Source organism: Leptothoe sp. LEGE 181152 (assembly GCF_032906605.1).
Lineage (GTDB): Bacteria > Cyanobacteriota > Cyanobacteriia > Phormidesmidales > Phormidesmidaceae > Leptothoe > Leptothoe turfae.
Genome location: NZ_JASATU010000058.1, coordinates 311,942 through 333,611 on the forward strand (window position 1 = coordinate 311,942; position 21,670 = coordinate 333,611).

14 protein-coding genes, 1 tRNA gene and 1 pseudogene are annotated in these 21,670 nt (G+C 48.1%); 9 read left to right on the forward strand and 7 right to left on the reverse strand.

The features are described 5' to 3' along the window. Window positions 1-259: 259 nt before the first annotated feature. On the forward strand, window positions 260-904 hold the full coding sequence (locus QGP82_RS27060) for a DUF928 domain-containing protein (protein WP_499061577.1): 645 nt from the start codon (window positions 260-262) through the stop codon (window positions 902-904). Window positions 905-1,047: 143 nt separating this feature from the next. After that, on the forward strand, window positions 1,048-2,760 hold the full coding sequence (locus tag QGP82_RS27065) for a CHASE2 domain-containing protein (protein WP_499061578.1): 1,713 nt from the start codon (window positions 1,048-1,050) through the stop codon (window positions 2,758-2,760). A gap of 62 nt (window positions 2,761-2,822) precedes the next feature. Here QGP82_RS27065 and bchM read toward each other — a convergent pair whose 3' ends face one another. Further along, entirely contained in the window at window positions 2,823-3,518 is a 696-nt protein-coding gene (gene bchM, locus QGP82_RS27070; protein WP_490793795.1) for a magnesium protoporphyrin IX methyltransferase, read from the reverse strand. Between the two features lie 93 nt (window positions 3,519-3,611). After that, a complete protein-coding gene (gene nagA, locus QGP82_RS27075; protein WP_499061579.1) occupies window positions 3,612-4,766 on the reverse strand; it encodes an N-acetylglucosamine-6-phosphate deacetylase in 1,155 nt (384 codons plus the stop codon). Window positions 4,767-4,871: 105 nt separating this feature from the next. Here nagA and purE point away from each other — a divergent pair, with 105 nt between their 5' ends. The 3 genes from purE to QGP82_RS27090 all read left to right on the forward strand — a co-directional run bounded on the left by purE (window position 4,872) and on the right by QGP82_RS27090 (window position 9,632). Continuing rightward, on the forward strand, window positions 4,872-5,420 hold the full coding sequence (purE, locus tag QGP82_RS27080) for a 5-(carboxyamino)imidazole ribonucleotide mutase (protein ID WP_163665784.1): 549 nt from the start codon (window positions 4,872-4,874) through the stop codon (window positions 5,418-5,420). 423 nt (window positions 5,421-5,843) lie between these two features. After that, entirely contained in the window at window positions 5,844-7,304 is a 1,461-nt protein-coding gene (locus tag QGP82_RS27085) for an ammonium transporter (RefSeq protein ID WP_499061580.1), read from the forward strand. A 309-nt stretch (window positions 7,305-7,613) separates the two neighbouring features. Next, window positions 7,614-9,632: a DICT sensory domain-containing protein gene (locus QGP82_RS27090; protein WP_499061581.1), complete on the forward strand. Its 2,019-nt coding sequence runs from the start codon at window positions 7,614-7,616 to the stop codon at window positions 9,630-9,632. Window positions 9,633-9,740: 108 nt separating this feature from the next. Here the strand turns inward: QGP82_RS27090 and QGP82_RS27095 are convergent, their stop codons facing one another. Then, window positions 9,741-10,928 (reverse strand): AMIN domain-containing protein, encoded by a 1,188-nt coding sequence (locus QGP82_RS27095; RefSeq protein WP_499061582.1) that lies wholly within the window; start codon window positions 10,926-10,928, stop codon window positions 9,741-9,743. A gap of 463 nt (window positions 10,929-11,391) precedes the next feature. Between QGP82_RS27095 and QGP82_RS27100 the strand changes: the two genes are divergently transcribed. Then, on the forward strand, window positions 11,392-11,976 hold the full coding sequence (locus QGP82_RS27100) for a thioredoxin family protein (RefSeq protein WP_163701876.1): 585 nt from the start codon (window positions 11,392-11,394) through the stop codon (window positions 11,974-11,976). A 1-nt stretch (window position 11,977) separates the two neighbouring features. Here QGP82_RS27100 and QGP82_RS27105 read toward each other — a convergent pair whose 3' ends face one another. Next, window positions 11,978-12,859, reverse strand: coding sequence for a DnaJ C-terminal domain-containing protein (locus tag QGP82_RS27105; protein ID WP_163665791.1), 882 nt, complete (start codon window positions 12,857-12,859; stop codon window positions 11,978-11,980). Window positions 12,860-12,877: 18 nt separating this feature from the next. Next, complete coding sequence (gene dnaK, locus QGP82_RS27110; protein ID WP_499061583.1) at window positions 12,878-15,832, reverse strand: molecular chaperone DnaK; 2,955 nt, start codon at window positions 15,830-15,832, stop codon at window positions 12,878-12,880. Window positions 15,833-16,152: 320 nt separating this feature from the next. Here dnaK and QGP82_RS27115 point away from each other — a divergent pair. Then, window positions 16,153-16,235 (forward strand) — tRNA-Leu (locus QGP82_RS27115). Window positions 16,236-16,555: 320 nt separating this feature from the next. On the opposite strand, the gene QGP82_RS27120 is transcribed toward QGP82_RS27115, so the two are convergent. Next, on the reverse strand, window positions 16,556-17,107 hold the full coding sequence (locus QGP82_RS27120; protein WP_163701870.1) for a Uma2 family endonuclease: 552 nt from the start codon (window positions 17,105-17,107) through the stop codon (window positions 16,556-16,558). A gap of 298 nt (window positions 17,108-17,405) precedes the next feature. Here QGP82_RS27120 and QGP82_RS27125 point away from each other — a divergent pair, with 298 nt between their 5' ends. Next, window positions 17,406-18,314, forward strand: a complete 909-nt coding sequence (locus QGP82_RS27125; RefSeq protein WP_499061584.1) for a DUF4349 domain-containing protein — start codon at window positions 17,406-17,408, stop codon at window positions 18,312-18,314. A gap of 2 nt (window positions 18,315-18,316) precedes the next feature. Here QGP82_RS27125 and QGP82_RS27130 read toward each other — a convergent pair. Further along, a pseudogene (locus QGP82_RS27130) lies at window positions 18,317-18,895 on the reverse strand (NAD-dependent epimerase/dehydratase family protein); the annotation flags it as partial. Between the two features lie 580 nt (window positions 18,896-19,475). On the opposite strand from QGP82_RS27130, the gene QGP82_RS27135 reads away from it, so the two are divergent. Then, the gene (locus QGP82_RS27135; RefSeq protein ID WP_490794581.1) at window positions 19,476-21,635 is read left to right on the forward strand and encodes a polyribonucleotide nucleotidyltransferase; all 2,160 of its coding nucleotides are present in this window, start codon (window positions 19,476-19,478) and stop codon (window positions 21,633-21,635) included. The last annotated feature ends 35 nt before the right edge of the window (window positions 21,636-21,670 follow it).

Here is a 21,670-nt window from a genome sequence, read left to right on the forward strand (position 1 = left end):
ACGTTACACCTCAAAACTTTACTGACTCTGAACATATCCTCTAAGGCTTTTTAAGTGTTTTTTACACTTCTTTAAGTCAAAAAGGATACATTGAAATCACTAAGGGATTTTCTAAATGTCCCATTAGCTCATCCTGATAAGACATGTACATCCTGTCATGATCCAGTTCACCGTATTCACTTCGCAGCAAATAATAGCTGTACTGCAAAAAAGTCATCGGCTATCATCGGCCATACTAGCTAGTTGCCTTGGGTTAAGCTTGATAGCACCTAGCTATGCTGGAGAACGGATTCGCTGGACTCCTGATACAGATCGAGGTAACGTCGAATCAACCTTATCAGGTGGACGCAGAGGGCAAGAAGCCGTTAGTTGTAGCATTGATGATGGCGCAACTCGCTTAGCCCTGATGGTTCCAGGAGATCGATCCAACTTACTGACAACTAAGTCAAATCCTACATTGGCATGGCATGTAGCAACCACTATGCCAGTCTCAATGACATTGCATGTGTCGGATCCTGCTTTGGCGACTCCCATTTATAGTCAAACGATTGAGCTAGAGAAAACTGCCACAGTCAGTGTGACTTTACCTGAAGACAACAGATTAGCTCTTCATAAGAAATATCGTTGGACAGTCTTTGTCTCATGCCCAGGAGATCACCACGCTGAAATTTCTGCCCGCAGCTTCGTTGAACATATAAACCGGGAATCCTTAGATGTAAGTAATCTATCTAGCCTGGAACGAGCAAGTACTTACGCAAACCAAGGTATTTGGTACGACGCTATCGCTGTGCTGCTTGCGGCTAGGAGTCAGGGGGTAACAGATGCTGAAACCATGGTGCAGACTCTTTTGGAACAAGGGCAAAGTCCAGCAGAAATACCGTTATCAGCGGTGGTACATCTCTAATCTCATTTAGGTAACCACCGTGTGGCTAAAGTACTGGCGATTACATCATGCACGGATGGTAACCCTTGGTAAAAACAGACAAGATTGGAGACGTTGCAAGAACGCTCTGGCATAGCGTCAGGAAAGCATATGGTTTTGGAGCCATGGCCAGCGTGATCACAGCCAGCAGCATCATAGGCTTGCGATCGCTGGGCAGTTTACAAATACTAGAACTACGTGCTTTTGACAAAATGTTGGCGCTGCGAGTGCCTGAATCCACTGATCCACGGGTCGTCATCGTTGGTCTTACTGATGCTGATTTGGATAACTACCTAGGTACTAACCATGTCAGTGATCAGACTATGGTGGATCTAATCCACCAAATTCAGATGCAACAGCCTCGCATTATCGGTCTAGATTTTTATCGTCATTTACCCAACGAACCTGGAAGCAAGAATTTAGCGACAGTATTTACCCATACCCCTAATCTTATCGGGATCGAAAAAGTAATTGGTAATCAGAAAGGCAATGCCATACCTGGCAACGCCATTTTGAAGATTGCCGATCAAATCGCCGCCAGTGATGTTGTGGTCGATGCCGATGGCCGCGTTAGACGCGGCATATTATTTCCTGCGGCCAGTGGACACAATGTTATTGAGTCTCTTGGTTTGCGTCTAGCCCTTGAATATTTAGCTGGTGAACCTGATCAAATCGAGCCAGATTTAGAGTCTTCGATACTAACGCTTAAGAATGTTCAATTTCCTCCGATAGAGACCCATACAGGAGGATACGCTGAAACAGATGCGCAAGGATATCAGCTTCTCCTTAATTTTCGTCGACATAAAACCCCATTTAATGTTGTTTCGTTCAAACAAGTATTACGTAACGAAATTCCACCAGATTTGATGCGCGATCGCATCGTCTTAATCGGCAGCATGGCATTTAGTAAAGCTGATATTTTCTACACCGGAGGTCAACAGCCAAATGGACAACCCACAATTCAATTTGGTGTACAGCTACATGGAGAAATTGCTAGCCAGCTTATCAGTACGACCCTCGACGATCGTCCCCTCATTCAGGCATGGCCCCAGTGGCTAGAAAGCCTGCTGATCATAGGTATTTCTATCTATGGCAGCTATCTTACTCAACAAGCAACCAAACTATGGCAGCGACTGACGCTGATTCCAGGCATCAGCTTGCTCGTGTTTGGTATCAGCTATGGAACATTGAGCTTTACAGGACTCTGGCTACCCGTTGTCCCTATGCTTTTGGGATTATGGATCGCCGCCGGGCTCTCAGGGGCACATCGCACCACACAATTACAGGTCCTTTCCACCAACGATAAATTAACTGGGCTAGCCAATCGCCGCACATTTGATGAGAGTCTGCAACAAGCGTGGTTTAGGGCCTTGAGAGCGCAACACCCCTTGGCCCTGATTGTTGGTGACGTAGACCATTTCAAAAAATATAATGATACCTACGGTCACCCCCAGGGGGATGAATGCCTCAAACAGGTGGCTCAGGCCATCCGCACCACTGTTAAAGCGAGTGGTGCGTTAAATGCTCGCTATGGGGGTGAAGAATTTGTTGTGCTGCTACCCAATACCTCAGCGGAACAAGGGACTGCGATCGCACATGCCATTTTATCGAAGCTAGCAGCCTACAACTTGCCCCATACCGCCTCTGAAACAGCCGACTACGTCACCATGAGCTTAGGTGTAACCAGCTTTGTGCCAACATTAGAAATTCCACCGAGTGCCCTAGTGGAGATGGCTGACCTGGGCTTATATACCGCTAAAAAGTCAGGACGCAATTGCGTTTGTCTACATCAGCCCAACACCCTCGACCAGCTTCCCAATCAACACCTGCAAAAATAGCGTCTGCCACTGTGACAGGAACCAAGCCTTGACGGCTAACGCATCAGCCCTGAAGGCAACCTCTAGTCTGTGACTTTCACAGCTTCAAACAAGCGAGAAAAGTAAAACTGTGTTGCTGTAAATTCCTTACGCTTAATCTGCCAGCCGTTTGCCTTCAAAGCAGCACGAATATCGGCCTCACGGTGGAGATAAGCACGAGTTGCTTTACTTGGACCTGGGAAAAACTCGCCAATACGCTTGAGTACAGTATAAAAGGGGGTTTTCGGAGCAAAGCTAAGGATCAGCCTGTCTTCAGCCAAAGAACTTAAATGGGCAATCATGTCACCAGCCTTTTCTTGAGGATAGTGAATCAGTACATCCAAACAAATAACCGTGTGATAGCTACCGTCTAGGGTTTCTAAATCCTGCGCATCAAAGGTAGGTACAGACTCTGGCGGCAACAGTTCCTTGGCACGAAAACTAGCTTCTTCTACCATTTTCTCGGAGATATCACTAGCGGACACCACTGCCCCCATCTCCGCTAAAGGAATACTGAGACTACCGACACCACAGCCAGCATCACAGACCGTCAGCCCCTGAGCATTACCATCCTGCTTAAACCAGTAAAGAACGTGATCAACAGTTTGCTGATGCCCTTCTCGAATGTCTCGCTGGACTTTATTGACCTGACCGTCTCCATAGATACGGCTCCAACGATCGAAACCTTGGGCATTAAAATAATTACGAACGATGGTTTTATCGTCAGTTGCACTCGTCATAGGATTGGCCAGAAGTGATCATTAGGATTTCTCTACCGTCAGATCCTATTACGTTTTGGCAATCTGAAGTGTAGTGAAAATATGGGCAATACCTTATTCGTCTAAAATTCTCTGCCAGCTGAGAGTCGTGCCATCGTAGTGCCAACGGAGTAAGTTGGCAGTTTGTCTGGGAGCTAATCCTGGCAGCCCTACAGCCTGGCGTGGTCTTTCGGTAGCCAAGACGATGGCTTCATTGACATCACATAACCCCCATTGGACCAAATTGGTTACCCCCTTCAGTAAGGGCTGGGTAGTGCCTGACAATGTCCCGTCCGGCAGTCGAGCCGTACCGTCTACCACCTCAATCTCACGACTATCCCAGGGATAGGTACCATCCGGTAAACCCAGGGGAGCCAATGCATCACTCACCAGAAACAGACCGCCCTTGACACCTTCAGATGTACCCCGTCCGGCTCGTAGCAACAGGTCGAGCATCGTAGGACACACATGCTGGCCATCGGCAATCAGACCTGCATACACATTGGGCTGGGTTAACGCAGCCCCTAGTAACCCAGGTGCACGGTGATGCAATCCTGGCATGGCATTGAATGCATGGGTCACCATTGAGGCTCCTTGGGCAAAGGCTTGCTGAGCTTGGGTTGATGTCGCCAGGGAGTGGCCAAGACTGACAATGATGTTTTGCGATCGCAACCAGGGAATCACCGCAGCATCGGTTTCTATTTCTGGAGCCAGGGTAACGATCTTAACTACGTCAATACAGCCCCCCAATAACCCTTGAACGCGATCCAGTGAAAGCGACTGCAAATAGTCCTGAGGATGCGCTCCTCGCTTAGCCGGATTCAAAAATGGACCCTCTAGATGTGCCCCCAAAACCACAGCATGCCGTGGCTGCCTGTTAAAACCTTGAGTCTGGTAATCCTGAATTACAGAGAGACTGCGTTGAATTTTATCTGGATGGGCTGTCACCAGAGTGGGGGTAAACGCATCAATCCCCTGACTCCACAAAAAACTAGCTGCTTTCTGCAGTTCTACAGGATCAGTCAAATCAGGAAATGCCAACCCTAAAACGCCATTGATCTGTAAATCCACACCCCCTAGGGAAACCCAATCGCCGTTGAGGTCAATTGCCTGTACTGCATTAGCCGACACTTTAGCCATGGGTAACATAGAGCGCAGCTGATGGCCGACTACCTCAAGACAATAGAGTCCCGACAGATGAGGTAATCGTGCACTTAGCAAAATTGACATGGGCAGTTGCAATTCAAATCTTTGTACGAATCATCCCATAGGAACCCGGTAGGCTAACAACAGCAACTCTGGCACAGCCAGATATAACGTTTCACCTTTCATCCCATGACTTCTCCTCTTGTTGGCATCATTATGGGCAGCGACTCTGATCTGCCCACTATGGAAGCAGCCATTACCGTTTGCGAAGACTTTGGTATTCCTCACGAAGTGGCCATTGTATCGGCTCATCGCACCCCAAAACGCATGGTGAGTTACGCTCAAACCGCTGTCGAACGAGGCCTAAAAGTCATTATTGCTGGGGCTGGTGGAGCTGCTCATCTGCCCGGCATGGTGGCCGCCCTGACGCCACTTCCTGTGATTGGCGTCCCTGTAAAAAGCCGCGCCATGCAAGGCATAGACTCACTTTATTCCATCGTCCAAATGCCCGGTGGCATCCCAGTGGCAACGGTAGCAATTGGCAATGCAAAAAATGCGGGTCTGTTAGCGGTGCAAATATTGGCAACATGCGATCGCAAGCTCCTCGAACGCGTCCAAGCTTATCGGAAATCCCTTGAAGATAGCGTCCTGGAAAAACAAACTCGACTCAACGAACTGGGTCACCATCCCTACCTAAAAACGATGTTCCCTTCAAAGGACACAAAAGAGAACACATAGCAGCAAGGGTTCTAGGCTGTCAATAATATTAATTTTTGAAAATAAGCCAAAATAATGAGGTCTCAAACCCCGAATATTCCAGTCACACAAACCAAGTGTATTACTTGATACAGAATGACTTGGCTGAAATTGGTGGAATCTATCTAATAGATATGCACAATGCACCAAAGAGAAACCAGACGCTTAAGGCTAGGTGTTTAGGGTGCAGAATGTGGCAGATCTGCCATTCATGATGGTGAAAATTCTTAACTAAGATTTTCTCCAATTTTTGGCAGAGCCATATCACGGTCCTAAATCTCTTGTCGGTCATTGAGTATCTTGAACTGTCAAGGTCCCCTCACACAAAGACATCACTGTCTAGGGCTGGATCCTTTGAGAGTGAGTTTTAGTTGATTGGATTGTGTTGTAGGAACGTCTGTTGAGATGTCTAGTCTAAATTTGAGCCGCAAGGCGAGACGGCGTAAATCGTCTGTCTGGGATTCTTATGCGCCGCCATTTGATCAGATGGCTAAGCGCTTTTTTGGCAGAAGCTTTTCATGGGCTTGGTTAGTTTGTATCCCCCTGGCATTAGTAATCGTTGCCACGTGGAGTACTGCAGCCCATGCTCAAGAAGATGCAATTGCTGCTGGCGATGTTCAGTTTGTTTTGGATAACATCTGGGTGCTGATCGCAGCCATTCTGGTGATCTTTATGAACGCTGGTTTCGGGATGTTAGAAACCGGTTTCTGTCGCCAGAAGAATGCTGTCAATATTCTTTCCAAGAATTTGATCGTGTTTGCCCTTGCCACATTGTCTTTCTGGGCAATTGGTTTCGGTCTTATGTTTAACGAGGCCAACCCTGTTTTTGGCATGGGTAATTTCTTCCTGTCCGGTTTGTCTGTAGACGAGCCCTATGCAGGTAACTTAACGGCCCCTGTGTTCTTCCTATTCCAGGCAGCTTTTGCAGGTACTGCAGCAACTATCGTGTCTGGTGCCGTTGCAGAGCGGATCAAATTCATTGACTTCATTCTCTTTAGCATTCTGCTGACAGCCATTTCGTACCCCATCACTGGTCACTGGGTCTGGTCTGGCAATGGCTGGTTAGGTGCTCTACCCACAGGCGGTTTTTCCGACTTTGCTGGTTCTACTGTTGTGCACTCTGTCGGTGGTTGGGCAGCTTTAGTAGGTGCAGCAATTCTGGGTCCTCGGCTCGGCAAGTATCAAGATGGTCAAATCAATGCCATCCCCGGTCACAACATGAGTATTGCAACTCTTGGTTGTCTTATTCTTTGGATCGGTTGGTTTGGTTTCAACCCTGGTTCTCAGCTAGCAGCTGACGGAGCTGTTCCTTACATTGCTGTCACCACTAACCTAGCTGCTGCTGCTGGTGGTGTAGCCGCAACTGTAACCGCTTGGATCATGAGTGGCAAGCCTGACCTATCCATGATTATCAACGGTATTTTGGCCGGTTTGGTTGGTATCACGGCTGGCTGTGCTGGTGCTAGTTTCTTTGGTGCAGTTATCATTGGTCTGATCGCAGGCGTAATCGTTGTCTTCTCCGTTAGCTTCTTTGACAGCATCAAAATTGATGACCCCGTGGGTGCTATTTCCGTACACCTTGTGTGCGGTATGTGGGGGACTCTCGCAGTAGGTTTGTTTGATACCACAACTGGCCTGTTCTACAGCGGTAGCATCAATCAGCTCATCTCTCAGGTGATCGGTATCGTTGCCATTGGTCTGTTTACTGTTGTATTCAGTGCCATTGTTTGGACCATCCTGAAGTCTGCGTTTGGTCTACGTGTCTCTGCTGAGGAAGAGCTGAAGGGCTTGGATATTGGCGAGCACGGCATGGAAGCTTACAGCGGTTTCCTGAAGGACACTAGCGATATGGGCGGTGTTGCCTAAGCTTGTTAAGTCGTTCCGGTTCTTTATAAATACTTAGAACCTATAAGGAATAGCGTTTTAGAGGTGGGTGGTTTCATTCAGGAAACCGCCCACCTTTATTTTTCGGAGAATTAAAGCCTTCGAACTTTACAGAGCTTTTTCCGTGGCCCCTTAGCAGCTTGCCATCCTTGGAAGGATGGCAAGCTGCTCTTCTGACGCCTTACACCTCTCCTCTAAGCTTAGTTACAATTCCTCCGCAGCCTGGATAGGCACTGATAAGGTTGGGGCAGTTGGGCGAAGAGTCTCGACATCAATTAAATCCTACAGTTAATGGGCAATCCGGCTTCAGTTTTAGACGAGCTGCTTGCGGTCTTACCGGCACTAAGGCCACAAATGTATTTCAAAACATCGCTGACGGCCCTTTCCCATGCGATGGAAGATCAGGTATTGGCGGGGGACGATCGTCCTTTGATGATTGCCAGCTTTCAGCAGGAACGCTTTTATCGTCAAGAAGCTCATCGTTACTTACGACTCGCTGACATTACGCCTCAAATTTATGTGTTAGCAGCCACCAATACCAAGTTTGCCAATGCTGATGGCACTGTCAGGCATGAAACCATTGCCTTTGATCCTGAAGATGCGCTGGTGCATGAATGGCACCTCGTAGTTTTGGGCCAACAGTACACGGCCTGTTTGGTTTGCCGTGAGCATCATGGTTCGCAAAAACCTAGGGTTTTAAACGGTGCACCTGCGTTTGATCAAAGCCGTCGTTTTGAAGGTATTTGGACGCTTGATCGGCGTGTCTGTGAACAGGCAGCTTATATTTTGTTGAAGCGTATTGCTCACTATCGACCAGATTTATCCGATAAAATCACCCAAGCTCAGACTGATTTTTTGCCAGCAGACCTACTTGGGGGTAAACCTTATAACGCTGAGGTTACTGAGTCCTATCCCTTTGCTCAGCGATTAGTTACGTATGTGCAGGCTAGTCAGTACAAGCTACTTAAAGCCTATAAAACGATGGCCGCTCAAGAAAATCGTGAGCGGTTGATCAATTCAATTACAGCGGCTATTCGTCAGTCATTGAACCCAACTGAGGTGTTTGCGATCGCAACCCACGAACTCGGGCAAGAAATTTCTGCTTGTCGCTGCATTATTTATCGTAGTGACCGTTACGACAGTATTGAAATTCAACATGAATTCCGGCAGCCAAATATCACCTCTCTCAAAGGCGAAGTCTGGCCTCTTATCGAAAATCCTCTGTTCCAAACTGTCAACCGACAACGGGAATCCCTGGCCTACTCACAAACCCCAGTTGGTAGCCAACAGAAGAATCAAATCGACGATATCTCTGCCATTGATGGTTTATTAAACCAATGGGATATTCATAGCTGCTTACTAGTACCTCTAATTTACCAAGAGCGGTTACTAGGAATGATTGAGCTTCACCAGTGCAGCGATACCCCACAACCCTGGAGCAAAAACGATATCAGTCTGGTGGAAGCCGTTGCTGCTCAACTCAGTGTAGCTGTAATTCAAGCTGAAGCCTATGCAAATCTAGAAAGTCTCAACCAACAGCTAGAAGCCCTCGATCGAACACGCAGCAATCTCATTGCCATTACTGGCCACGAGCTACGCACCCCCCTATCGACTATTCGAGTCTGCCTAGAAAGTATTTTTACAGAGCCTGACATGCCCATGGATATGCGGCAAGCGATGTTGCAAACTGCCATGGATGACTCTGAACGCATGCAACGGCTCGTCCAAGATTTCTTAACCCTATCGCGCCTTGAAAGTGGTCGTATTGAATGGAACCTGGAGTCCCTTGCTCTAAGCGAATGTGTTGCCCTTGCCTTAAGCAGTCGACGAACAATGACCAGTTCCTCGACAATTATGGTTGACTTACCAGAGTCCCTGCCTTTGATTCGGGGCGACGGTGAATGGATCGTTGAGGTACTTACCAAGCTACTGGACAACGCTTGTAAATTTACGGCGGCCAACGGAAATATCTCCATCCAAGCCCACATCAAAGACAATGCGTTTGTAGAAGTCTCAGTCAATGACAGTGGCCGAGGCATTGAGCCAGAGCGATTAGAAACGGTCTTCGAACGTTTTTACCAAGAAGAAGGGGCACTCCGCAGATCAGTGGGTGGAACAGGTTTGGGACTTGCCATTTGCCGTCAAATTGTAGAAGCGCAGGGCGGCAAAATTTGGGCCACATCTAAAGGCAAAGATCAGGGCACACAAATTCACTTCACATTGCCCATTGCAGCTCAGCAATCAAACCACAGGACAAAAAAGCGCTCAGGTATCAAATCATCCCATCCTAAAAAGATTTCAGTCTCATAAAGCCCATGGCTCCATGGAGAGTAAATATTTCGAATTTAGGGCATTACAGCCATAGGGGGCAGCACACTGCTGTTCCCCGAAACTTCAATGCATTTCAGATCTTTTAGCCTAGATCCCTTCAGGTAAGGGTTGCCCAAACTGTAGCGGCACAGGTAAGTCCGTTTGCACAATCGTGCGCTCAGCGGCAGGTTGTTGAATAGTCTGAAAATCAGGTGGGTCACGATCTTCCGCAACTGTCTGGTCTTCTTCAGATAAAGACGATAATTCAACCGGAGCCAGTGCAGTTGACGCCGGCCTTGCAGGAGCAGGCATCTCGACGTCTGGCACAGCGGCAGATGACTCCCCTGGCATCTTAACAGCAGGAGTCGGCTCTTCCGCTGCTACAGTCTCATCACCAGCGACAGCCACATCTGCGTTCTGCGTTACCTCCGAACTAATCGGCTCAGCGGCAGCGACAGGTTGCTCACTCGTACTGGCAGCGAGATCTGGTAGGGTCGATTGCCGTGATTCCGCTTCTAAAACTACTGTTGGCGTCAAGACATCTTCTGTACTAGTATCTTCAAGCTCTGGAACCTTCATAGGTGGCAATTCTGGCACCTCTGCATCAACGACAGCCACTGGAGCAGCATCGTCAGAAGCATTATTATCTTCTATGGATAGAACGTTAACGTCTGCTAGAGGTGGAACACTGACCCCATCATTCTCTTCTAAGGGTGGAACACTCACTACACCGCTAGAAGCCTCAGAATCATAGGGATCAATGGGCAGTGCTGTTGTGGTTGTCGAGCTTTGAGGAATGCGTAGATTCGCTGCGGTAAGACTGACATTATGACCGTCAGAGTTCTGGGCTGGGGTTAGGGACGTACTCTGGGCAACTGTATTGTTTTCAGCAATTAACGGGCGAAAACGCCAATGTCGTTGACCATCATCACTATCATCAAATTGAATGTCAGCCTGCTCAGGGGATAGAACTATTTCCGGAGCTAATTCAATGACAACCCTGACATTCTCTGGGGTGTACTGGGCTACCCGAATATTTTTGACAGCTCCATCATAAATCTGCTCTGGGTCAATATCGCCAATGTCTGTGTTGGGGATATCGAGGACTAAGCGTGGGGGTTCTGAAAGTAGAAAAAACTCTGGAAAAACCTCGTCAGACAAGGAAAATGTTAGTTCATTGCTACTCGTATCAAACGACCAATTCTGTAGATTTTCTGCGAATGCTGGTGCCATTGATAAAGCAAGAGCAATCAGGCTACCTCCTAACGACTGATGCAAACAGTGCTTGAATGCCATAAAACTACCCCACAGAACGCCAACAGACACAATTAAAAGTAAAAGGATACGGTACTTTGTCAAATACGACCCATATTTTTGATAAAAATTCCCCACGCCTCATAGATTTATCGGCCATGATAAGTGCAGTCAGAAACCATTAAACCGTTGCTGATTGAGACGATAAATCCATCTGTATAGCTTGCCAACAGCCTCAATTTGACAGATGGAATCATCACGAGGTCAGCAACACCCGATTAAATATCCGCAGTCTTTTGAAAGGAAACATCTAAGTCTATGGAAATGCATGAGCTGTTAACGCTAATTTTGCTATTAAGCCCTGGTCTTCTGCTATCTGCGGTTGTTATGTCAGCCATGGCATTTGGTGGCTAATGAGCCGGGTTTTAGCTGGCGATTAGCTCCACTAAATCGCTCACAAACTTGATTGAATCAGCAATAAAGGACGTACTTCGAGGTATCTGCCATGGTGATGGTTGAGTCCACAATGTTGGCATTGGGAACCCAAGCTCCAGAATTTTCATTAATCGATGTTGTGTCGGGTGACACTGTCACCCTAGAGAATTTTTCAGGCAGCAAAGCGCTGTTAGTCATGTTTATTTGCGTCCATTGCCCATTTGTCAAACATGTGGAACAAGAACTAGCCCAAATTGGGCATGACTATGCCGAGCAAGGCTTAAGCATTATCGCCATTAGTGCCAATAGCATTCAGACGCACCCCCAAGATGCTCCCGAGCATATGAAAACTCAAGCGACAACCCAGGGGTTCAACTTTCCCTATTGTTATGACGAAACTCAAGGCGTAGCCAAGTCCTATACCGCTGCCTGCACCCCCGATTTCTTCCTATTTGATGGCGCGCTGAAGTTAGCCTATAGAGGACAGCTAGATGATAGCCGCCCTAGTAATGGCAAACCAGTCACAGGCAAAGACCTACGCCAGGCAATTGATACGCTCCTGGCCGGACAGGGCTTATCTGACGACCAGATACCCAGCGTTGGGTGCAATATCAAATGGACTCCAGGTCAGGCTCCTGCCTATTTTGGGGCTTAATTTAGTACGTTAAGTGAGCCCTAGGATTAAACGCTTCAATTGTTCGTAGCTTTTCATAGAGCTCGGCTTCTTGGTCACTGAGAAGCTTGGGGACTGCCACTTCGATCTCCACAATTTGATCGCCGCGTTCTTCAGTTATGCGACCATACCCCTTACCAGCCAACCGTAGCTTTCGCCCCGATTGAATACCTGCCGGAATGGTCATTTGGACAGGCCCATCAAGGGTGGGCACAGTAATTTGTCCACCCAAAACTGCTTCACTGGGTGTAATCGGTAAATGACAGACGACATCTCGTCCTTGCACCCTTAAAAAGGGATGGGGCTCCACAACTATATTTAGATAAAGATCACCACCATTAATACCCTGACCCCGTAGACGAATACGTTGCCCCGTGAGCATGCCAGGTGGCATATCCACTTCTAAGGCACGTCCATCTTCGAGGCGTACCCGTTCAGCTCCTCCTTGAAACGCTCGTTCTAAGGGAACCTGAAGAGATGCTTCTGCATCCCGCCGTCGAGGATCACCCGTTGTCTTTGCTTGCGTTTGTTTTTTCTTAGGTTGAACTGGCGATTTGGGAATCACTTGGCGATTAAGCAGCTGATCAACAAACCGGTTAAAGTCTTCTAAATCCCGATAGTCGGCCTCAGACTTTTGCTGTAGCCAATACCGTCGGTAGTCATCGTACTGAGCCTTCCGATCAGCATCGGAAAGTATCTCATAGGCTTCACCCAGGGATTTAAAACGCTCTTCAGCCTCTTGATCTCCAGGGTTTAGATCGGGATGAAACTGGCGTGCAAGACGACGATAGGCCTGTTTGATCGTTGATGAGTCAGCACTCTCAACGATGCCGAGAATCTCATAGTAGTCTCGAAAATTTTGCATAGTGAGGTCCCGACCGGCTTACCAGAGTTCGTCCTGGTCGCCCCATTCATCCTCGTTATAGCTTTGTGAGCTGTTGCTGGGCCGACCAGAATTATCAGAGTAACCTTTGGCGGGCTTACTGGCTGGTTCACCAGCCTTATCAGCCCAAGGATCTTCATCCAAAGACGCATTAGAATTCCAGCTGCTAGCTGTAGATTTACCTCCATTGGCATAGCCATCGGCTGGCTGAGATGGATATCCAGCATTAGAGGGCGCATAGCGACCAGAACCAGTCTGCGGTCTCACCGAATTTCTATCCGTGGAGCTTGGTCTATAGCGATCTTGCTCTGCATTATTATCTTGGCCATAAGCCGAGCGGCGAGCGGCTCCAGCATCTTGACCATCACCCACGTCACGCTGACCGTAGCGATCTTGGTTATAGCCCTGTTGGTCGTAGTTATCCCTTACATCTCTGTAGGCATTGCTGCGATCAAAATTCTCCTCGCGATTACGGTCGGGACTACGCTCATACCGGTCTTGGTTACGTTGACCATGACTTCCTTGGTCATATCCTTGGCCATAAGCCTCTTGGCCATAGGTCTCTTGGCCATAGCCGCCTTGAACATATCGATCTTGAGAAGAACGCTGCTCATAGCGATCTTGCGGCTGAGACTCATAGGAATTGCCCCCATAGCCACCCTGGGTATTTTGGTCATAACGACGCTGATCATAACGCCCCTGGTTAGACCTGTCTTGATTAAAGCGCTCTTGACGATACGCATCAGGCCCATAAGCATCTTGACCATAGGATTCTTGACCATAAGCTCCTTGATCATAAGCCCCTTGCCCGTAGGATGCTTGATCGTAACTGTCTGCCCGACGCCCCTGGTTATCGTAATCCCGATTGTCGTAACCACTGCGATTATCGTAACTACGAGGAGGGGCAGCATCATAGGATTGACGTGCGCTACCTGGACGTGATGCTGGCTGATTCCAGCTATCATCCCAATCGTCCCAACCACTGCGATTATCACGACGACCAGCAGTCCAGCTGGGGGTATCCCACTGGCCTTGACCATTCCAGTCATAGTCACGACGATAGTAATCGTCGTCATCCTCAAAGGCTTTTTTAATGGTGTCGCCAATCTGGTTAAAGATATTGCCGTCGTCATTATCGGCATCGTACAGATAGGCCTCGCGATTCAACTCGTACAGTTCATCCTGTAACTCAGATTGAATCATGTCTATCATGCGCTCATCCTCTCGTTTGAGGGCATCACGCAGGTCTTGAATCAGGTTATCAATGCGGCGTTTGCGATCGCGAGCAAACTGTAATCCAAAATCAATGGAAACACTGCGCATCGCTCGCTCCGCTTGGAACGTTAGCGTCTCAGCTCGATTGCGCTTCTCAATACGTTCTCGCTGGCCCCGGTCAACGTCAGCAAATTCCTCCGCTTCCCGCAGCATGCGCTGCACATCATCGTCAGAAAGATTGGACGCTTCTTGCACGGTAATACTTTGCTCACGGCCCGTGGTTTTATCCATGGCCGATACCTGCAAAATACCGTTGGCATCAATATCAAAAGACACCTGAATCTGTGGAATTCCCCTTGGTGCTGGGGGGATTCCCATAAGCTTGAACCGCCCCAGAGATTTATTATCTATCCCCATTTCCCGCTCACCCTGGATCACATGCACTTCCACAACGGTCTGATTATTTTCAGACGTGGAGAAAATATCGGAGCGTCGGACAGGGATCGTAGTGTTACGCGGAATCACCTTTTTCATCACACCACCAATAGTCTCTAACCCTAGAGACAGCGGCGTGACATCCAGCAACATGATGTCCTTCACTTCTTCGGTGAGGATACCGGCCTGAATAGCCGCACCAACGGCAACGGCTTCGTCAGGGTTTACATTTTGGTTAGGTTCTTTACTCAAAATAGAGCGCACTAGCTGCTGAACCATGGGCATACGGCTAGAACCGCCCACAAGAACCACTTCATCGATTTGTGAGGGAGACAGATGCGCATCATTCATCGCCTGTTGTAGAGGAGCACGGAGGCGACCCACTAAATCAGCACACAGGGATTCGAAGTGCGATCGCGACAGCTTTTTCTCAATGTGCTTTGGCCCATCAGCAGTAGCCGTAATGAAAGGCAAATTGATTTCAACTGTGGGCAGCCCCGATAGCTCAATTTTGGCCTTCTCAGCGGCTTCAGTCAGACGCTGCAATGCCTGGCGATCTCGTCGTAGGTCAACACCTTCAGTTTCTAAAAACTCGTCTGCTAACCAGTCAACAATTTTCTTGTCAAAGTTGACACCACCGAGCTGAGTATCGCCGCTGGTAGCTCTCACCTCAAAGACGTTATTACGAACATCCAAGATGGACACATCAAACGTGCCACCCCCCAGATCAAAGACCAGAATAGTCTGATTAAATTGCTGATCCAGTCCGTAGGCTAATGCTGCTGCTGTGGGCTCATTGATGATCCGTTTTACCTCTAGACCTGCAATGCGGCCTGCATCGCGGGTAGCCTGACGTTGCGCATCATTAAAGTAAGCAGGCACCGTAATAACTGCGCCAGTCACCGGCTGCCCCATGTAACGGCTAGCCTCTTCAGCTAGCTTACGCAGCACCATGGATGATATTTCTTCAGGGGCAAAATCCTTATCTAGACGCGGGCAGCGAATTTTAACATTGCCAGCATCATCTTTACGCACGGTGTAGGGAACACGTTTTGACTCAGAGGTTAACTCTGTATACTTACGCCCCAAATAGCGCTTAACGTTGTAGAAGGTGTTCTGAGGATTGAGTACCGTTTGACGCCGGGCCATTTGCCCCACCAAACGCTCACCCTCTTTGCTAAATGCAACCACCGAAGGGGTCGTACGCATCCCCTCCGTATTGGCGATGACCACCGGTTTGCCACCTTCGATGACTGAGACAACTGAGTTGGTAGTACCGAGGTCAATACCGACGACCTTTCCCATCCGCTAGGTTTCTCCCACTGCGCGTGTAACGACAACAGTCGTCTACACAATTAATCATATATATAGTAGTCACTTAGTAGTCTAAGCCACTATTGTGCTGCGGCTTAACCACATGTACACATCCCTATAATGGTCCGGCTAGGACAACATTGTCCATTCCAGAGAACCGACTATCACTTGTTCGAATTCTTTTGATAATCCGACACGCACTAAACTAGTGTGATTATTTTGAGGAGTCATGATTTGATGGAGGGAAAATATCTATTCCAGAAAACTAGCTACTAACTTGTTCAAATTCTCTGATAGTATGGAGTTCGCAAGCGGATGTGGCGGAATTGGTAGACGCGCTAGGTTTAGGTTCTAGTGTCTTCGTGACGTGAAGGTTCAAGTCCTTTCATCCGCATTAGAGCCTCGGTTTCTGTGAGAAACCGAGGCTTATTGTATGAATACTCAGAGAAACTGGGATGCTAGCGGATGGTTGCAAAATCGGCAACTGATGAATCCACGATAGAATTTTTGGACTGACACTACTTTCACCGCTCATACAGGCTTTGCGACTTTATAAATACGTATGCATTAAGGCTGATTTGCTTGATGGGTGAGTGGCGAAACGCAGTTAGTCAAAATAAACTAATTAGCCTGTAATCCCTTCCAAATATAGGTTTTGTATTTCAACTTGCTCCTGACTTCAGAGTATGGCCTAATTTTTGGTTGGATCGTTAGCTATGGAGTCATCAGACGAGACACCTGGATTTTTATATTCTGAAAGGCCATAGGCGATACGATGCCAGTTTTCAGGACATCTTCCGAGGTATATTGCCCATTCTGTAGATTTTTGAAGACATGGAGCTGTTTATCCGTTAAATTGACGACCCAATATTCTTGAATCCCGGATACAGCATAGGTGTTTTTTTTGGTGGTCAGGTCCTTGGTGAGGGTAGCGTTGGAAAATTCGATCAGCCAGTGGATATCGCTGGGGTAGGGGTGATGCTTTAGATAGACAGTGCCCAGGGGTTTGATGATGGCCAGATCGGGGATGGGTTCTGAGTCGTCGCTGAGGGTGATGGGATGGGCTTCGCTGACTTTAGCCCGGCTGCCGAGCAGGCTGCGCAGGTAATCGCCTGCTTCACGGTTGTAATAAGCGTGGGGTTCACCCTCCGGTGGCATGACGATGATTTCTCCGCGTAGTAGTTCGACGGGCTGGTCGTCGAATACGCCAGCTTGGATGGCCTGGTGGTAGCGGTCTATGGTCCATTTGTAGGTGGTGACGGTCATAGGGACCTGGCCTCATGCTGGGACAACAGCTGATGTATCAGTAGTTTTAGTATGGCAAATTTACGTTCAGACTTTTATTTTTCTAGTTACAGCACTAGCTACAATCGTTCCATCTTCGAAGTACTCTGGAGTACGGTTTTTGCAGTCATAAATTTTCAGTACTGAAAATTTGAGGTGAGGCTCACAGCCAAAGAGATATGCGGTGTGGCGTTGTTGCAAAATTGGTAACCTGGCGAATTTAGCCAGAATTCCCTTTCATACTGATGACAAGCAACTCGTATGAGACGTAAGAAAAGCCATGGCAAAGTCAATGAGAGCAGGCCTAGCAATCCTTGTGGCAGTCGCTAGCTTAGTGAGCTGTGGGGCGGCCACTGAAATGAGTATCAGTGGTGATGAGTTTCGCTCCAAAGCCCAGGCTCCAGCCGAAACAGCAGCAGTTGCTGAATCAGCCAACATCTTGACAGCTCAAGAAGCAATGGAAGCCGATGCAAGCAGACCTGTCGAGCCCCCCAATGATGCCGCTGTAACCTCTGGCCAACCTCAGCTGATTAAACGCGCCCAGCTTAACTTAATCGTCGATTCGGTCGATGATGGCTTAAAGAGCGCCTCACAAATTATTCGCACTCACCAGGGCGATATTCTAGACCTCCAAGACAATCAAATAGAGGCAAGTCAACGCACGGCCTACTTACGTATTCGAGTGCCCCAAGCGAATTTAGATCCTCTCTTAGAAGCATTGAGTAACCTTGGCACTATTCAACAGCAGGGCTTAAGTGCTGAAGATGTGTCCACACAAATTATTGATGCTCAGGCTCGGCTACGTAATCTCCGAAAATCAGAGGAATCTTTGCTCAAAATCATGGAACGTTCCGGTGAAATCTCCCATGTGTTAGAGGTGTCTCGCGAACTAAGTCGTGTACGGGAGCAAATTGAGCAAATTGATGCCCGTGTGCAAAATTTACAGACCCAGGTACGTTACTCCACAGTTGATTTGTCATTGGCAGCAGCTGTTGCACCACAACCCATTGGGCGTCCCCTCGGCGAAACGATTAGTACCACATGGCGAGATGCCACCCAGTCAGTCGGCGACCTGACGGTAGGGCTTATGCAGCTAGGGTTATGGTTAGTGGCCTATAGTCCCTATCTATTAATAGTGGTGATTGCTAGCGTGCTGGGTTATCGCACCATTCGCCGTCGGCCTAGCTAGGGCTAACGTCCATAATAGTCTTGGTACCAGGCAACAATTTTCGCAATGCCCTCCTCTAAAGGAGTGCTTGGAGCAAACCCTACATCCGCGGTCAAATCAACAACATCCGCATAGGTTACTGGCACATCGCCTGGTTGCATGGACATCATTTCCTTGACAGCCGTTTTTCCTAACGCTTGCTCAATAATCTCGATAAAGCGCATTAGCTCTACTGGGCTATGATTACCGATGTTGTAGAGCTTGTAGGGAGCAGCCGTATTAAAGGCATCATCTGTGATCGGTTGAGGCAAGTGCCGTAGCACCCGTACTACACCTTCGACAACATCATCAATGTAGGTGAAGTCCCGTTGCATTTTGCCGTGGTTGTAAACTTGAATGGGACGGTCGTTTGCGATCGCATCTACAAACTTAAAATAAGCCATATCTGGCCGTCCCCATGGACCATAGACCGTAAAAAAGCGCAGCCCTGTCGTCGGCAGATTATACAAATGACTGTAGGAATGAGCCATCAACTCATTTGCCTTCTTAGTTGCAGCATAAAGCGATACCGGATGGTCCACATTATCCTCTGTGGTAAGAGGTTATCAATGCCATAAACAGTTTCGCCCTCAGCTAACAGCAGCTACGCTAGAAAATAGCCAATAAAACCAGCTACCCCTGTCACCAATACAGTCATAATGCAATAAATTCCATTAATCGCGCTTACTATAAAGTATCCTGCCCTCGGCAACACCAAAAGCTGAAACAAATCTAGGCTTCACCCAGTGATGCTAAACAAGATTAGAAAAAACGCATGAGGCAGCCTCTCAACTTCCGAGACAAAATTTATGATCACTTCAAAAACCGTGCCAAAGGTTTAGAGTTCGTTTTTGAAAAATACTTGAGCAAAACAAACTATTTCTGATTAGTTTGGCCTTAACTTTGTCCTTATTCACCACATATTTTCAACTGGGCATATAGCTTGAAATATTTTTTAGAGAAGGGTCTCCCATAAAGGTGAGGCCTCTTAGGGAACAAGTATTCAAACGAATTCAATCTTATTTAAAAGTATGTGCTGGCAGCAGCCATATCTTTAATTTTGAAGAGGAAACAACTGTTCTACATCAGTGCTAGGATTGCCAGAGAACAAATGTGAAAGAAGTAAGAAGGACGTAGTTGTAAATGCAAGAAATTGACAAGTCAATATCTTTTGATGGACGGGATATTCGACTTAAGGTGGGTCTTTTTGCCCCCCAAGCAGGCGGTTCAGTACTGATTGAGTCTGGAGAAACTGCTGTATTGGTAACCGCAACCCAGTCCGCTAGCCCAAGGGATGGCATCGATTTTTTACCCTTGCTAGTTGACTACGAAGAACGCCTCTACGCAGCAGGGCGGATCCCAGGTGGCTTTTTACGTCGAGAAGGACGTCCACCAGAAAGAGCAACTCTGACCAGTCGTCTTATCGACCGGCCCATGCGGCCCCTATTCCCATCATGGCTACGGAATGACATTCAAATCGTTGCCACCACTGTCTCGATGGATCATGATGTTCCACCTGATGTTCTGGCAGCCACAGGCGCATCTATCGCAACTCTACTAGCCCAAATTCCGTTCCATGGCCCTATGGCAGCGGTACGGGTAGGTCTAATTGGTGATGATTTCATTATCAATCCTACCTATAAGGAAATTGAAAACGGCGACTTGGACTTGGTCGTTGCCGGTTCACCTGACGGTGTGATCATGGTTGAAGCTGGAGCCAACCAGCTGCCTGAGCAAGATGTTATTGAAGCGATTGACTTCGGTTATGAGGTTGTTCGTGACATCATCCAGGCTCAGAAAGACATCTTGGCGGAGTTAGGTGTTGAGCAAGTGACTCTGCCTAGCCCAGAAACAGATTCAACTCTGACAAACTTTCTGTCAGAGAAAGCAACCGATGGCATCAAAGATATCCTGAAAGAATTTGAGCTTGCCAAGCCAGAAAGGGATGAAAAACTGGATGCACTAAAAGCTCACATCAGCGAACAGCTGGATGAACTGGATGACGAGGATCCCATTAAAGTAGCTGTCACAGAAGATGGCAAAGCGTTTGGCAATGCCTATAAAGGCTTAACCAAAAAGTTGATGCGCGCTCAAATCCTTGAAGAGAGGGTTAGGGTCGATGGTCGTAAACTCGATGAAGTGAGACCCATTAGCTGCCGCACAAAGGTGTTACCCAGTCGGGTTCACGGTACAGGACTATTCAAACGGGGCCTTACCCAGGTCATGTCTGTAGTTACTCTGGGCACTCCAGGGGATGCCCAGATGACGGATGACCTGCATCCCGATGAAGAGAAACGCTATCTGCACCATTACAACTTCCCTCCTTACTCCGTTGGTGAAACTCGCCCCATGCGTTCACCAGGACGTCGAGAAGTTGGTCACGGAGCACTAGCCGAACGCGCATTGCTGCCTGTCCTACCATCCATGGGCGACTTCCCCTATGTGATTCGGGTTGTGTCTGAGGTTTTGTCCTCCAACGGCTCAACCTCCATGGGCTCGGTATGTGGTTCCACCCTATCCTTAATGGATGCTGGGGTGCCGCTATCAAAGCCGGTAAGCGGTGCTGCAATGGGTCTAATTAAAGAAGGCGATGAAGTCCGCATTTTGACCGATATTCAGGGTATCGAAGATTTTCTCGGCGATATGGACTTTAAGGTTGCCGGTACTGACAGTGGCATTACAGCATTGCAGATGGATATGAAGATTACGGGTCTATCCGTAGAGACCATTGCAGATGCAATCAACCAGGCTAAGCCTGCTAGATTACATATCCTCTCCAAGATGCTGGAGGCGATCAATGCCCCACGCACTGAGCTATCACCCTATGCGCCTAGACTTCTAAGCTTCAAGATTAACCCCGAAATGATCGGCATGGTCATTGGCCCTGGCGGTAAGCAAATCAAGAGCATTACCGATGAAACCGGAGCCAAGGTTGATATTGCAGATGATGGCACCATTACCGTGTCCTCAGTGGATGGAGCAGCTGCAGAGCGGGCTCAGGCCATTATCGAAGGCATCACCTTCAAGCCTTCGGCTGGCGATGTATATGTGGGTAAGGTCACTCGCATCATTCCCATCGGCGCGTTCGTCGAATATCGACCTGGCAAGGAGGGCATGATCCACATCTCCCAATTGGCAGACTACCGCGTCAATAAGGTCGAAGATGAGGTAACCGTCGGTGAGGAAGTGCTAATCAAAATTCGGGAAATTGATGGCCGTGGCCGTGTCAATCTCACACGTCTTAATATCCATCCAGATGAAGCGGCAAAAGCGCGTGAAACAGCTGGCTTAGCACCGGAATAACCCCCTTTCGTATGGACTAACATCGTATGGACTAA